7 protein-coding genes are annotated in these 15,903 nt (G+C 45.0%); 2 read left to right on the top strand and 5 right to left on the bottom strand.

Going from position 1 to position 15,903, the window contains the following annotated elements; genetic code table 11:
• Nucleotides 1-71: 71 nt before the first annotated feature.
• Nucleotides 72-2,843, bottom strand: a complete 2,772-nt coding sequence (gene uvrA, locus BLW31_RS05050) for an excinuclease ABC subunit UvrA (protein WP_010538961.1) — start codon at nucleotides 2,841-2,843, stop codon at nucleotides 72-74.
• A gap of 197 nt (nucleotides 2,844-3,040) precedes the next feature.
• On the opposite strand from uvrA, the gene BLW31_RS05045 reads away from it, so the two are divergent.
• Both BLW31_RS05045 and BLW31_RS05040 read left to right on the top strand, forming a co-directional pair.
• Nucleotides 3,041-4,960, top strand: coding sequence for a sensor histidine kinase (locus BLW31_RS05045; RefSeq protein WP_010538960.1), 1,920 nt, complete (start codon nucleotides 3,041-3,043; stop codon nucleotides 4,958-4,960).
• Between the two features lie 64 nt (nucleotides 4,961-5,024).
• Nucleotides 5,025-6,533 (top strand): glycoside hydrolase family 10-like protein, encoded by a 1,509-nt coding sequence (locus BLW31_RS05040; RefSeq protein ID WP_010538959.1) that lies wholly within the window; start codon nucleotides 5,025-5,027, stop codon nucleotides 6,531-6,533.
• An 87-nt stretch (nucleotides 6,534-6,620) separates the two neighbouring features.
• Here the strand turns inward: BLW31_RS05040 and BLW31_RS05035 are convergent, their stop codons facing one another.
• From BLW31_RS05035 to purL, 4 genes are all read right to left on the bottom strand, one after another.
• On the bottom strand, nucleotides 6,621-7,169 hold the full coding sequence (locus BLW31_RS05035; protein WP_010538958.1) for a chromate transporter: 549 nt from the start codon (nucleotides 7,167-7,169) through the stop codon (nucleotides 6,621-6,623).
• Nucleotides 7,166-7,723 carry a chromate transporter gene (locus tag BLW31_RS05030; RefSeq protein ID WP_010538957.1) on the bottom strand — a complete coding sequence of 186 codons (558 nt, stop codon included), beginning with the start codon at nucleotides 7,721-7,723 and terminating at the stop codon, nucleotides 7,166-7,168. The genes BLW31_RS05035 and BLW31_RS05030 overlap by 4 nt, the downstream gene beginning before the upstream one ends.
• Nucleotides 7,720-11,763 (bottom strand): hybrid sensor histidine kinase/response regulator transcription factor, encoded by a 4,044-nt coding sequence (locus tag BLW31_RS05025; RefSeq protein WP_029425655.1) that lies wholly within the window; start codon nucleotides 11,761-11,763, stop codon nucleotides 7,720-7,722. Before BLW31_RS05025 ends, BLW31_RS05030 begins: the two co-directional genes overlap by 4 nt.
• A 271-nt stretch (nucleotides 11,764-12,034) precedes the next feature.
• A complete protein-coding gene (purL, locus tag BLW31_RS05020; RefSeq protein WP_010538955.1) occupies nucleotides 12,035-15,739 on the bottom strand; it encodes a phosphoribosylformylglycinamidine synthase in 3,705 nt (1,234 codons plus the stop codon).
• Nucleotides 15,740-15,903 lie beyond the last annotated feature (164 nt).

Genomic DNA, 15,903 nt, shown 5'->3' with positions numbered 1-15,903 from the left:
GAATTCCTATGCAGCTTGATAGCGCAGCAGAATTCTTCATTTTTCATTCTTCATTATTTTAGTTTTTCATTTTATGAAAGTTTTTCTTTCAAGAACTGCCCGGTATAGCTTGCTTCGCAAGCGGCTACTTCTTCTGGTGTACCTACTGCAACGATATTTCCGCCTTTGTCTCCGCCTTCCGGTCCGAGGTCTATAACGTAATCGGCACATTTGATAACATCCATGTTATGCTCGATGATGACGATGCTGTGTCCTCGTCGGATGAGTGCGTCGAAAGCATCCAGCAGTTTGCGGATGTCATGGAAATGTAACCCCGTAGTCGGTTCGTCAAAGATGAATAAGGTTGGATCGGCTTTCTCCTGACTCAGATAAAACGCGAGTTTCACACGCTGATTTTCACCACCGGACAGGGTAGAGGAGGACTGGCCTAGTTTGATATACCCCAACCCGACATCCTGCAGTGGAAGCAGTCTTTTTACAATCTTCTTCTGACCATGTTCGGTGAAGAATTCAACAGCTTGGTTTACTGTCATTTCCAGTACATCATAGATGTTCTTATCATGAAATTTCACTTCCAGTGTATCCGCTTTAAAACGTTTACCGTGACAGGATTCGCATTCTAGTACCAAGTCTGCCATAAACTGCATTTCTACCGTGATGGTTCCTTCACCTTTACATTCTTCGCAACGTCCGCCTTCACTGTTGAAACTGAAATGTCCGGCTGTGTATCCCATCTGTTTCGCCAGTGGTTGCTCCGACCATAACTTACGGATTTCGTCATAAGCCTTGATGTAAGTCACCGGATTGGAGCGGGATGATTTGCCGATCGGGTTCTGATCGACAAACTCAATATTTCTCAAGTCACGAAGACTTCCCCCGATAGAAGAAAATTCTCCCGGTCGGTCACTGCATTCATCCAGTTCACGCTTTAGCGCCCGATAGAAAATATCCCGCACCAGCGTACTCTTGCCCGAACCGGAAACACCTGTGACCACTGTCATCACATTGAGAGGGAAGCGTACATTCACCCCTTTCAGATTGTTTTCGCGGGCACCTGTCAGTTCGATATAATTATTCCACGGACGGTGATGTTCGGGAACGGGAATTTCCTCTTCTCCCAACAGATAACGTACCGTATAGCTATTGCTGCCTTTCCGGAGATCTTTCATGTCACCTTGATAAACGACTTCTCCTCCCAGACGACCGGCATTGGGGCCGATATCTATGATATAATCGGCAGCACGGATTATTTCTTCATCGTGCTCTACCACTACTACTGTATTTCCGAGCTCCTGCAATTGGCGCAGTACACGGATTAAACGGTCGGTATCACGACTGTGCAAACCGATACTCGGTTCATCCAGAATGTAGAGACTGCCGACAAGACTGCTTCCGAGTGAAGTCGCGAGGTTGATACGCTGGCTTTCTCCACCCGACAGTGAGTTACTGAGGCGGTTTAGAGTCAGATACCCCAATCCTACATCAATCAGGAAGCGGATACGGCTGTTGATTTCAGTCAGGATCCTTCGGGCTACCTGTGTGTCATGCTCGTTTAAGTCCAAATGATCGAAAAACTGTTTCAATTCCGTGATGGGTAAATCCACCAGTTCAGAAATACTTTTTCCGTTCACCCGTACATATCCTGCTTCCGGTTTTAGGCGTGTGCCGTGACATTTCGGGCAGATCGTTTTACCCCGGTAACGTGCTAACATCACCCTATACTGTATCTTATATTGGTTCTCTTCCAGCATCTTGAAGAAATCGTTGATGCCGTGGAAGTATTGGTTTCCTTCCCACAGTGTGCGGCGCTGCTCGTCTGTCAGTTCGTAGTAAGGAGTGAAAATCGGAAAATCGAATTTATCCGCATTGTGAATCAACTCTTCCTTCCATTCTCCCATCTTTTCACCACGCCAGCAGACGATGGCCCCTTCGTATACGGATAACGAACGGTTGGGCACTACCAGGTGCTCGTCAATACCGATCACTTTGCCGAACCCTTCGCATACGGGGCAGGCACCGATCGGAGAGTTGAACGAGAACATCTGATCATTCGGTTCTTCGAAAGTGATGCCGTCCGCTTCGAATTTCGTGCTGAAACTATATAGTTTGGTTGTTCCGTCCGGCAGATAAAAGCGTAGCATACACATGCCGTCCCCTTCATACATAGCGGTTTCGGCAGAGTCCGTCAGTCGGCTGATGGCATCTTTGCTGTTTGCCACTGCCATGCGGTCTACCAACAGATAAACCTCGTCACCCGGAACCGGCTTGTATTCATCGATACGTTTCATTTCACCGTTCACTTCCACCCGGTTGAAACCTTGTTTTAGGTCTATTTCCAGTTGCTGTTGCAGTGTACGGTCTTCACGCAGGCGGATAGAGGTCAATACCGTATATCTTGTCCCTTCTGGATACGAAAGCATACAGTTGACGATATCCTCTGTCGAATGTTTCTTGACTTCTTCTCCGCTGACAGGGCTGTATGTACGTCCTACCCGCGCATAAAGCAAGCGCAGATATTCGTAAATCTCAGTTGAAGTTCCTACGGTAGATCTCGGATTGCGGCTGTTCACTTTCTGTTCGATGGCAATTGCCGGAGGGATTCCTTTGATAAAATCACATTCAGGTTTGCTCATTCGTCCCAAAAACTGGCGTGCATAGCTGCTGAGGCTTTCTACATAACGACGTTGTCCTTCTGCATAGAGAGTATCAAAAGCGAGCGACGATTTCCCCGATCCGGATAATCCGGTGATAACAACAAGCTTGTTGCGTGGAATATCTACATCGATGTTTTTCAGGTTGTTAACCCGCGCTCCTTTGATTGAAATATGTTTGTTTTCTGACATAAAATACTCCTTTTTTATGATAGTCGGCAAAGTTAGCGATTTTATTGGTAGAAGAAAGGTTTTTGACCGGGTTAAGATATGTTATAATTAGTAATAAAAAGAAATTGCTTCCGGATAAATGGCGTATCTTAGTCCGGATTTTACAACAAACATTTCAAAATAATAACAAATTGACTTGAATCGTGAGAAACATCCGGATGGTTATTAGCTTATTCATTCTGTGTTTTGCATCTACTTTCGCCTTTAGTAGCACAAACAAAGAAAAACGGTTGGAAGCCCTTTCCGACAGTATCTCGAATAAAATAGGTCAGAAGGATTTTATGCCTTTCTATCAGGAATATATGAGTCTGGCAAGGCAGCAGAACGATACGGTCAATATTGATAATGCCTATTCTCAGATTGCTTCCCATTATTATCGGTTGAGGAATACAGATAGCCTGAAAGTAGTCGCTTATGAATATATGGACTGGTGTTTGAAATGCGGTCATGTCAACAATCGTTATACGCAGTGGCGCCAATATATTCAGTTGCTGACTGAAAAGGGGTTGCAAGATGAGGCTATGCGTGAAACGGAACTTCTCCAGAAGGATGCGGATGCGGCTAAAAGTGCTTTCGGAATGGCTTGCGGTGAAATGTGTATCGGATATAACCATCGGATGTTCAGCAATAATGTCAAGCTTTGTCTCGAATATTATTCTTCCGCATTAAAGCATTTTGTTGAGGCCGGCTTTTATGAAGACGCTTACGTGGTATCGTTGAATATCATTCAGACTCATCTGGCAAGAGGAGAGTATGCCAATGCGATAGAATATCTGGGCCGTATGCCGGGGCTGATTGAAAAAATGAAGCGTAAGAATATGCCTGTCCGACCGGAACTTACCATGCGTTATTATCAGTTTCAGGTGATTGCCACGCTGGCATTGAAAGGGAAAAAAGCAGCGGAACCGTTTATTGCCCAAGCGGATAAGTTTTATCACGAAAATATGAATACTTTTCCCCGCGAGGGATGGTTGGGATATAAGATACTTTGTGCCCGGACATTGAATGACCACAAAATGGCACTGACTTATCTCGATTCATTGATGGACTATCATCATTCGGTGGGTAGTTGTTATCCTGCCAATCATTTGCTGAAGGCTCAGTTCATGGAACAGATGGGGCGCTTTGAAGATGCCTGCGAAGTATATAAATCCTATGCCCATATTAATGATTCCATTCGTTCGGCAGAGCTGGATGAACAGCTGAGCAAGTATACCGTGCAGTTTGAAGTAGACAAACTGGAACATGATAAACTCGAATTGCGGGCGGAAGTAAATCGCAATCTTTTCATAACTTCCCTGATTGTGGGGGGATTGATACTGGCCTTACTGCTCGTTATCACTTTCTACTATATGCGTTCTTTATCGCTGAACCGGAAGCTGGACGCGGCCAATAAGGCAGTCGTCAAAGCCAGCCACATGAAAAGCTCCTTTATCCAGCATATTACACATGAAATCCGGACTCCGCTCAATTCGATTATCGGTTTTTCATCATTGATGGCTGCCGGCGGGTTGACACAGGAAGAAATAGAAGAATACGCCCGTCAGATGGAAAGCAGCAACGCGTATTTGCTGGATTTGGTGAACAATGTGATTGATATAGCCGATATGGACTCCCAGACGGATGATATGCCGAAGAAACAGGTCAATGTGGATGCATGTTGCCGGGAATGTATGGAGGCGGTTCGTCAGAATCTGAAAGATGGAATAGAGCTGCAATATGCGCCTTCTTCCGCTTTGGTAACATTGTGTACGGTAGAGGTTTGGATAAAACGGGTACTTCTCGGCTTGCTGAACAACGCCAATAAATTTACAGAATCCGGATTTATACGTCTCAGCTATGCGGAAGACAAACCGAATCATCTGGTACGCTTTATCATTGAAGATTCCGGTCCCGGAATTGATGAGAACTATCGGGATGCTATCTTCGAACGCTTTGCGAAGATTGACGCTTTCACTCAGGGCACCGGACTGGGATTGTCTATCATCCGTCAGATCATGGAATTAGTGGATGGAAATGTCCGTCTGGACACCAGCTACGCGGGTGGTGCAAGATTTGTAGTCGAATGGCCTCAATAATAGTTGGAGATAGTGTCTGCTTCTATTATCTTTGCACCACATTATTTTATGACTCAAGAACATTATGAATCTGAAAAACTATCTTTTCTTATTGGTTTTGCTTCTGGCGGCAGGAGCAAGAGCGCAAGTGCCATCGGGCAATGCATATCCCAAACGTGAGTTTCGTGCTGCATGGATACAAGCTGTCAACGGACAGTTCCGCGGTGTACCGACAGAGAAGCTGAAACAGACATTGGTCGGTCAGCTGAACTCTCTTCAGGGAGCGGGCATCAATGCGATTATCTTTCAGGTGCGTCCCGAAGCGGATGCTTTGTATGCTTCACAATATGAACCGTGGAGTCGTTTCCTGACAGGAACACAAGGACAGATACCTTCTCCGATGTGGGACCCGATGCAATTCATGATCGAAGAATGCCATAAACGGAATATGGAATTCCATGCATGGATTAATCCTTACCGTGTAAAGACTTCATTGAAAAATCAACTCGCTCCGACACATATTTATCATGAACATCCGGAATGGTTTGTCACTTATGGCGATCAGATTTATTTCGATCCGGCGCTTCCCGAAAGCCGTGAGCATATCTGCAAGATTGTTTCCGATATTGTATCCCGCTACGATGTAGATGCTATCCACATGGACGACTATTTTTATCCTTATCCTATCAAGGGAGTCGATTTTCCGGATAATGCGAGCTTTGCCCGTTACGGAGGCGGTTTCAACAACAAGGCAGACTGGCGTCGTGGCAATGTAAACATTCTGATAAAGAAACTTCATGAAACCATTCGGGGCATAAAGCCGTGGGTGAAGTTCGGTATCAGTCCTTTCGGTATTTACCGTAATCAGAAAACAGATCCGTTGGGCAGCAATACAAATGGATTGCAGAACTATGATGATCTCTATGCCGACGTACTGCTTTGGGCACGTGAAGGATGGATTGACTATAATATTCCTCAGATTTATTGGGAAATAGGCCATAAGGCTGCCGATTATGCCACATTGGTTGACTGGTGGGCAAAGCATTCGGAAAACCGTCCGTTATTTATCGGCCAGGCAGTCATGAATACTGTTCAGCATGCCGATCCGAAGAATCCTTCTATCAACCAGCTTCCACGTAAAATGGCTTTGCAACGTTCTTATCAGACAATCGGTGGAAGTTGCCAATGGTATGCGGCAGCCGTAGTTGAGAACGCGGGAAAATATCGTGATGCCTTAGTACAGGAATACCATAAATATCCGGCTTTGATTCCGGTATTCGATTTTATGGACGATAAGGCTCCGGACAAAGTGCGCAAGATGAAAAAAGTATGGACAGAAGATGGCTATATACTTTTCTGGACTGCTCCAAAAGCGGATACTGAAATGGACAAAGCCGTCCAGTATGTAGTATACCGTTTCGGTTCCAAAGAAAAAGTGAATCTTGATGATCCGTCACGTATCGTGGCTATCACCCGAAATCCTTTCTACAAACTTCCGTATGAAACCGGTAAAACAAAATACCGTTATGTGGTAACAGCTCTCGACCGTATTCATAATGAGTCAAAATCGGTAAGTAAGAAGGTTAAACTATAAAAACTAAATGATGAATGAAGAATGAAGAATTACTATGCAGCGAAACAGCGCAGCAAAATTCTTCATTCTTCATTCTTCATTCATCATTTAATAAAATAATAGACCTGCAATTCCGCAGGCAATTATCATTAATATCGGATTGGTCTTGTATTTTCTGGTGCCGATAAAGGTTACCAGGAAGATGATGATGCTGATGATAAAAGAGTAGGTGTCTTCTTTGGGTGAACAGAAATTTTCCGTATTCATCAATACCAGTGCGGCGGAAGCCAATAATCCGACAACTGCCGGACGCAGTCCTGCAAAAATAGATTCTACTACGGGATGTTTCTGATATTTCAGAAAGAATTTGCTGATTGTCAGCATCAGTATGAAAGAAGGAAAAACAACTGCAAATGTAGCTACAATCGATCCCCATACACTGCCTGTAGATGTGAAACCTACATAAGTGGCCGCATTGATGCCGATAGGTCCCGGGGTCATCTGGCTGATGGCGACAATGTCTGTAAACTCTTGCGAAGTTACCCACCCATACCGGGTTACTACTTCGCCCTGTATCATCGAAAGCATGGCGTATCCTCCGCCAAAGCCGAAAAGTCCGATTTTAAAGAATGTATAAAATAACTGAAGATAAATCATTGCTTTTTAGTTTTGAGAGGTGAATTTTTAAGTTTTCCCCATAAGAAGCCTCCTACGCCGGCGGCAATGATAATCCAGATCGGGGAGAATCCCAACAACCAGATTAATGAGGCCGATACAACAGGAATCCATAAATTGTATCGGTTGATTTTAGCCGATCGGCCCATAGTGAAAGTCGGTGCGGCAATCAGTGCGACTACTGCGGGACGTATTCCTTTGAATATACGTTCTACGATCGGGTTGTCTTTGAAAGTATGGAAAAAGAGGGCGATGGCTAAAATGATAATAAACGAGGGCAGTATAGTCCCCAGTGCCGTGACAATACTTCCACGGATACCGCGCAACTTATATCCTATAAAGATTGAAATATTCACCGCCAGGATACCCGGAGCGGACTGAGAGATAGCAAGCAGGTCGATAAAATCCTCCTGTGCTATCCACTTCCGTTTGGTTACGATTTCATTCTCAATAAGTGGCACCATTGCATAACCTCCACCAATGGTGAAAGCACCTATTTTAAAAAAGATTCCAAATGATTCGAGATAAATGTTCATTCTTCTTTTTCTCCTCCTTCCTTATCGGACTTGTTTTCTTTTCCAGCCTTGCTGCCTTCCTTGTGGGGCTTCCCTTCTTTTCCGTATTGGCTGGGACTTACATTGAAGTGCTTCTTGAATACTTCACGGAAGTACTTTGCATCACTAAATCCTGTCATTTCTGCAATTTCTGTTATACTGTGTGTACCTTCTTTCAGTAATTTCACCGAACGTTTCAGACGGATCAGGCGAATGTAATCGCCCGGAGCCTGATCGGTCAATGCTCTGAGTTTATTGTAGAAACTGGTACGACTCATTCCCATCAGGTTGCAAAGCACGTCTACAGTGAGAGCCGGATTATCTATATTATCTTCTATATTTTTCCGGACATTGGCGATAAACTTCCAGTCGATATCCTGTGAGCAGTTGATGCATTCGTCTTCGTGATCATCCTCATCATCCATATCCAGACTGCCGTATTTGCTTCGCAGAAGGGCACGGTTCGTCAACAGATTGGAGATGTTAGCCTTCAGGATACCAATATTGAATGGCTTCACAATGTATTCGTCGGCACCAATTTCAAGGCCGGACAGAATATCCTTGTCATTATTCAGGGCTGTCAGCAAGATAACAGGAATATGCGATGTCTCAATATTGTTTTTGAGGGCCTTGCACAATTCGTCTCCTCTCATTTCCGGCATCATGATGTCCGAGATAACCAGTTCCGGTTTGTATTCCGGTATGATGGTCATAGCTTCCTTTCCGTTGCAGCAGTTCTGCACCGTATATTCTTCCGCCAGTGTTTGCGACAGATAGTTGCGCAGCTCATCGTTATCTTCTACGATCAGAATTCGCTGATGATTGGGATTCTGTTCTTTATGAACATTCTCGTAGATGCTGGCAGGCACGTTGGTGGTACTTGTTATCTCTTGCCGGCGCTTGCTTGGTGCTGCGAGATGTGCTTTATGGAAACGTTTGCTGTCTTTAGGGAACGATATCTTAATCACCGATCCCTGATTTTCCACACTCGACAGATTAATCTTGCCTTTATGCAACCGGACAAGTTTCCATACCAGCATCAGTCCGATACCACTTCCCGTCACTTTGGAGTTGATGGCATTGCTGCCACGGAAATGAAGTTTGAACAACTTCTTTTGTTCGCTGGCAGGAATACCAATTCCCGTATCCTTCACTTCTACACTCCACGAATCATTGCTTTCGGAAACGAAAATCTGTACGTTACCGTTTTCCGGTGTGTATTTTAATGCGTTCGAAATTATATTTTTCAGGATAGATTCCATCTTTTCCTTATCAAACCACACATTCATATACCGGAAATTGCTTTCATATGTAAAGTTGATATGCTTGATATTGGCGTAAGGCTGGAATGCGTTGAATATCTCAGTCATGAAGGTATTCAGTTCGTGTTCCGAAATATACAACTCCGAAGAGTATACATCCGCTCTTTCGAAATTGATCAGATTCGTCGTCAGGCGTAACAAGGCATTGACATTTCGTAGAGCGGTATTCATGTTGGCTATGCCTTCCTTGCTCAAAGCCTCTTTTTCACGCAAGTCTTCCAGAGGAGCTTTGATCAGTGTCAACGGAGTACGGATGTCATGTGCCGTATTGATGAAGAAGTGAATCTTCTCATCGGAAACTTTCCGTTGCTTTTTCATAATAAGAACGCGCAGTATGATGACAGCGATAAGAGAAATCAGAATGGCATACAGTACCATTGCCCAGGCGGTCAGCCAGAAAGGTTGGGCGATGATAATATCAATGCTCCTTTCTTCGAGCATGATTCGCTGGTCTTCATTCGAGATGGCCCGTACCCGCAAAACATATTTTCCCGGAGCAAGGTTGGTATAGCGAATCGTACTTTCATTGCCGGGCTTGCTCCATTCCTCGTAGAATCCTTCCAGTTTCCAGGAATAAAGGATGTTTGAAGGATAGTCGTAGTTGATAGAAGAAACCAGCAGTGAAAAGATATTCTGGTTATATTTTAATCTGAGCTCTTTGGTTTCGTTGATGTCCTTCTCTAGCGGTGAATTCTCGTCTCCCGGATATACCGTCTGATAGAACAGTTTGAAGTCACTGAAAATCATCTTAGAGGAGTAGGTTCTGGGCAGTTTCATGTCTTTGTTGAACTCTATGGCCCCGTCCGAACTACCGAAGATAAAGTTGTTGTTTTTGCGTAAAGTGCCGGACAGCGCATTGAAGTGCGTAGTCATCAGTCCCATTTCCTTAGTCCAGTTATAGAAGGTCTTTTGCTTGGGGTAGTAACTGGTCAGTCCGCTTTCCGTACTTAGCAGGATTTCGTTGTCTTCATCCGATAATATGGTGTAGATATTGTTGGATATCATGGCGCAGTTTCCTGTATAGTAATGGGTAAACAGTTTTGTCTGCGGATCATAAATCAAAACTCCCGATCCACTGGTGCCTATATACAGTGATCCCTTCTTTGTCTGATATAAGGAATAGATATAGGTCGATTCTACAGGTAGCTGGATACGTTCGAACTTTCCGGATTCTTTATCCAGAAGATGCAGTCCTGTTGCCGTACCTATCCACATGCTTTTGTCATCCTTTTCGATGATGGCAGTCACGGAGTGCAGTCCGTGATAGAGCCGGATGTCTTTGGTTTGTACATTGATGCGCTTCAGGTTATAATATCCCCCGGTCCATATGTAGCCATGAGAGTCTTTCCGGATATCGCGTATGTATTTATCCGGACGTATATCCTCACGGGCATACAAAGCCGGTGTAAAATAAGTTGTCTTTGATGTACGTTTGTCTATCTGATAAATCCCCGAGAAATATCCGCCTGCCCAGATGATGCCGGGAGATACTTCGCATAAGGTCGTAAATATATGGTTTTTACTATTCTGTACATTCTCAAACGTGCTGAGGTATGAATGCCATTTACCGGTTTTTGACTCCTGCAAGCTTATTCCGTTGTTGGTGCCGTACCATAAATCCCCTTCACTGTCTTCTATGATGGAGTTTACTTGGTCATTGATCAGGGATTGCTTGTTGCCGACAGAATGTTTGATCCATTTGTAGCTTGGATAACGATTGTTCTGCACGGTAATTCCAATCGGATAGTTTGCCATCCATATTCGGCCCTCTTCGTCTATATAGATATCATTGATACTGTTTCCGTTCATGCCATTGTAGCTGTTGTAGTCTGCTACAATAAATGGCTCGGTCTGATAAGTCTCAACGTTCATTTTATAGATACCTCCGCCATCGGTGGCGATCAGTAGTTCTTTGGCATTCAAGGGCTTAATTCGTGATATGCTGACGTCTTTCAGGCTGACTTCCGGTTGTGTGACCATTTTCGTTTTCATGTCGTAAACCATGATCCCCCGTTGAAAGGCACCGATGAACAACTTACGTATCTTGGGATCGAAGTGCAAGTCGTTGACTTGGATATTCACATTGTCCAGTTTGTCACAAGGAAGAAGTTGCAGTGTGTTGTCTTTCAGTTGCGCATGGTGAATTCCCACCTCCGTCCCAATGAAAAAATGGGATTCGTCGATTTGCTCAATGTCATTGATTGCTTCGCTGAGACTATTTTTAACTTGAGTGACCTGTCCCGTACAGGTATTGTAGAGAAAGATCGTTTCTTCGTTACACAGCCAGATATGATTGTTCCGGTCAATCCAACTGAAGCTGATCGGAGCCGGCAAATCCCGGAAATCCTCTATCGGCAATCTGTAAACGAGTTCGAAAGTGTCATGAATATGGTCATATCGGAAAATCTTGCCTTTCTTCCCGATTTCCCACAACGTTCCTTCCGGATCGATATATAACCAATTCAGATTTAACAGCGAATTCAGTTCTTTATCGCCGTCCATTAATTTATACCGTTTAAACTCTTTGCCGTTGTACCGGTCGATTCCTTCGTGTGTGAGGAACCACATATACCCAGCATTATCTTTCTGAATGTAATACACTCTCCGGTTGCTTAACCCGTCTTCTACTCCAAGATACTGATAGGTCTGGGCAATACAGGTCAGAGGAAACAATAATAATAGAAAAAGCCATTTTTTCATACAAATAGGACTTTTATAGGTTATTGAATCTTTAGTGAGGGGGAAAGTTTGACAAAATTAAGAAGATTTTTCGACACTACAAAATTTTGGGAGAAGATAACAACTCTCTCAAAGTGAAGTAAACAGGAGCTTTGGAGACTATTTGTATATCTTGTTTATTTCGGGAAATTAAGTTGTAAGATAAGGACTTTAGGTATGGAGAAGAAGGCAAAAATAAGAGGCTGTTACTTTATAATAATAACAGCCTCCGTTTTAATTATAGAAAGATTTTTTATTTAGTCTTTTCTTCTACCCATCTGCGTGCATTAACGAATGCTTCTATCCATGGAGTAATCTGATCGCTGTTCTTACGGTCAGCAGGATAGCAACCATTCTGCCACGGGAAGATAGCACGTTCGAGGTGAGGCATCATTGCCAGATGGCGACCGTCTGCGCTGGCAAGACCTGCGATAGAATAATCGGAGCCGTTCGGGTTGCCGGGGTATTCATCGTAGCTGTATTTTGCCACTACGTTATATTGGTCTTCATCGTAAGGCAGAGAGAACTTACCTTCTCCGTGAGCCACCCAGATACCCAGCTTGCTACCGCTCAATGAGCCGAACATTACACTGCGGTTGGTCGGGATTGTCAGGCCTACATAAGTCGATTCGAATTTATGTGAGTCGTTGTGCAGCATCTTACCTTTCTTTTCGTGTTCCGGATTGATGAGTCCCAGTTCCATCATCAACTGGCAACCGTTGCAGATACCCAGTGAAAGCGTATCTTCGCGTGCGTAGAATTTATCAAGTGCCTCTTTTGCTTTAGGATTGAACAAGAAACCTCCTGCCCATCCTTTGGCTGAACCGAGTACATCGGAGTTGGAGAATCCACCGCAGTAAACAATCATGTTTACATCTTCCAGTGTTTCGCGTCCGCTGATCAGGTCGGTCATTGTCACGTCTTTCACGTCAAAACCGGCAAGATAGAGTGAGTAAGCCATTTCACGTTCGCCGTTCGTGCCTTTTTCACGGATGATAGCGGCACGGATACCACTTGGAGTACGGCGATCCGGAGTAATGCCATATTGAGAGAGTTTACCTTTGAAGCCGGGCATGAAAGCGAATTCAACCGGCTGCATCTTATAGTTTTCGAAACGTTTCTTGGCGCAGCCGTTCATAGACTGTTTGCGGTCGAGCAGGTAAGAAGAAGAATACCATACATCACGCATATAGTCAACACCGAACTGATAAGTGGCGTCGCCCTTGGAAACCAGAATATGACGTTCGTCGGTCGGTTTACCCAATTTCACGAAGCCTACGCCGGCGTCTTCCAGAATCTTCTTCACTTCCTCTTTATGTTTGTCGCTGATCTGGATAACGATACCCGGATTTTCAGCAAACAGGATCTTGATGATATCCTGTTCCTTCATCTTGTCGAGGCTGATTTCCATACCGCCTTCAACGTTGGCGAAACACATTTCCAATAATGTGGTGATCAATCCACCTGCCGAGATATCATGTCCTGCCAGAATCAGTCCTTTGTTCACCAGTTCCTGTACGGCAAGGAAAGCATCGCGGAAGTATTCGGCATCCTGTACGCAAGGTACGTCGTCGCCTACTTTACCCAGAGATTGTGCAAAAGCGGAACCTCCGAGTTTCAGTTCGTCGAAGCTGAAATCGATGTGATAAAGAGTGGTCTTTTCGTTGTTCACCAATACCGGAGATACGACTTTCTTTACGTCGGATACTTCACCGCCGGCAGAAACAATCACTGTTCCCGGAGAAATCACTTTCTCGCCGTTCGGATATTTCTGTGTCATCGACAAAGAATCTTTTCCGGTAGGAACATTGATTTGCAGTGCGCAACAGAAGTCGCTCAATGCTTTTACGGCAGTGTAAAGACGGGCGTCTTCACCTTCCTGTGAGCGGCATGGCCACATCCAGTTGGCAGATAAAGAAATGCTGTCCATACCTTCTGCCATCGGAGCCCAGACAAGGTTGGTCAAAGCTTCGGATACGGAAAGGATAGAACCGGCAGCCGGATCAGCCAATGCAGCTTGCGGAGCATGACCGATAGAAGTAGCGATACCTTTTTCGCCACGATAGTCGAGTGCTACGACACCGCAGTCACTCAATGGCAGTTGAAGTTCGCCCTGGCATTGCTGGCGGGCCACTTTACCCGTTACCGAACGGTCTACCTTATTGGTCAGCCAGTCCTTACAAGCTACTGCTTCGAGTTGCAGCACATTGGTCAGGTATTCATGTAATTTCGACAATTCGTATTCCGGCATTTCATAATGGCGTTCTACGGTTTTGTCGATCATATAAGTCTTGGGAGATGAACCGAACATCTGCTCAACGGCAAGGTCGAACGGACGTACGCCGTCTGCCTGCTGGAAAGCAAAGCGATGGTCGCCGGTTGTCTCACCTACTACGTACATCGGAGCGCGTTCACGTTCGGCAATTTTGCGTACATGTTCGATGGCTTCTTCTTTGATCAGAAGTCCCATACGTTCCTGGCTCTCGTTGGCGATGATTTCTTTGGCGGACAATGTCTTGTCGCCGATCGGAAGTTTGCTCATGTCGATCAGACCACCACATTCCTCCACCAGTTCCGACAGACAGTTGACGTGACCTGCCGAACCGTGGTCGTGGATAGAAACAACCGGATTCACATCTTCTTCGCAGAGTGCACGCACTACGTTGTTGGCACGTTTCTGCATTTCCGCGTTGGCACGTTGTACGGCATTCAATTCGATACCGCTGCTGTAACGACCGGTATCTACAGAAGATACGGAACCGCCACCCAGTCCGATACGATAGTTGTCACCACCGATTACCACTACTTTATTTCCTGCTTCCGGAGTACCTTTGAGGCAGTCGCGTTGTGTGCCGTAACCTACACCGCCCGCAAGCATAATTACTTTGTCATAACCGTATACTTCCTTGTTTTCCGTATGCTCGAAAGTCAGCACTGAGCCGCAGATCAGCGGTTGGCCAAACTTGTTACCGAAGTCGGAAGCACCGTTGGATGCTTTGATCAGAATCTGTTCCGGAGTCTGGTACAGCCATTTGCGTACCGGAAGAATTTCCTCCCATTCGCGGCCTTCTTCTGTACGGGGATATGAGGTCATGTAGACAGCAGTACCTGCGATCGGCCATGAACCTTTACCACCACCCATACGGTCGCGGATTTCTCCACCTGTACCGGTAGATGCGCCGTTGAACGGTTCTACGGTGGTCGGGAAGTTATGAGTTTCCGCTTTCAGTGAGATAACGCTCTTGATATCTTTCACCTGGAAGAAGTCAGGCTTGGAATGATCTGCCGGGGCAAACTGTTCCACTACCGGACCTTCGGCGAAGGCTACGTTGTCTTTGTAAGCAGAGATGATTTTATTCGGGTTCTCCTGTGTGGTCTTTTTGATCATCTGGAACAGGGACGATTCCTGTTCTACGCCGTCGATGATGAAAGTTCCACCGAAGATTTTGTGGCGACAGTGTTCGGAGTTGATCTGTGCGAAACCGAAGACTTCAGAGTCAGTCAGTTTGCGTCCCAGGTCACTTTCTACCTTTTTCAGGTAGTCCATTTCTTCTTTCGAGAGAGCCAGACCTTCTTTTTCATTGTAGGCTTCGAGGTCTTCGATATAGATGATGGGTTCCGGTTGGCGGTTGGTGGTGAATACGTTTTGGTCGAGTCCTTTGTACATGCGTTGTAGCATCGGGTCGTAGTCGGCATTTTCATCTTTTACCGGGAAATATTCCTCGATGCGGAGAATGTCTTCAAGTCCCATGTTCTGGGTGATTTCTACTGCGTTTGTACTCCAAGGGGTAATCATTTCGCGGCGTGGACCAACGAAACAGCCTTTCAGGTTTTCTTCACTTTCCGTCACGGCTTCTCCAAAAAGCCAGCAGAGTTTATTACTTTCGTCCGGGGTGAGCTGATGGTTGCTCTCTACGGCAATCACGCTCTTGGAAGGGGTTCTGAAAAAAAGAATCATGTTTATTTTTTGATTTTACGATTTTTCTGTGGCGCAAAGATAAGCAATTTCGTTCGTCGCAGGAAAAAAATAGAGAATAAATTCCTTTATCTTATTTAATATGTTTGTTTTCCATCTGCGTTTTACTTGTTATCGCTATATATAGTGATTCTTGTGTGGAAAAA

It is taken from the genome of Bacteroides faecis MAJ27 (genome assembly GCF_900106755.1).
Classification (GTDB): domain Bacteria; phylum Bacteroidota; class Bacteroidia; order Bacteroidales; family Bacteroidaceae; genus Bacteroides; species Bacteroides faecis.
The sequence above is the reverse complement of the archived record's forward strand: the minus strand, read 5'-3'. Positions and strand labels throughout refer to the sequence as shown.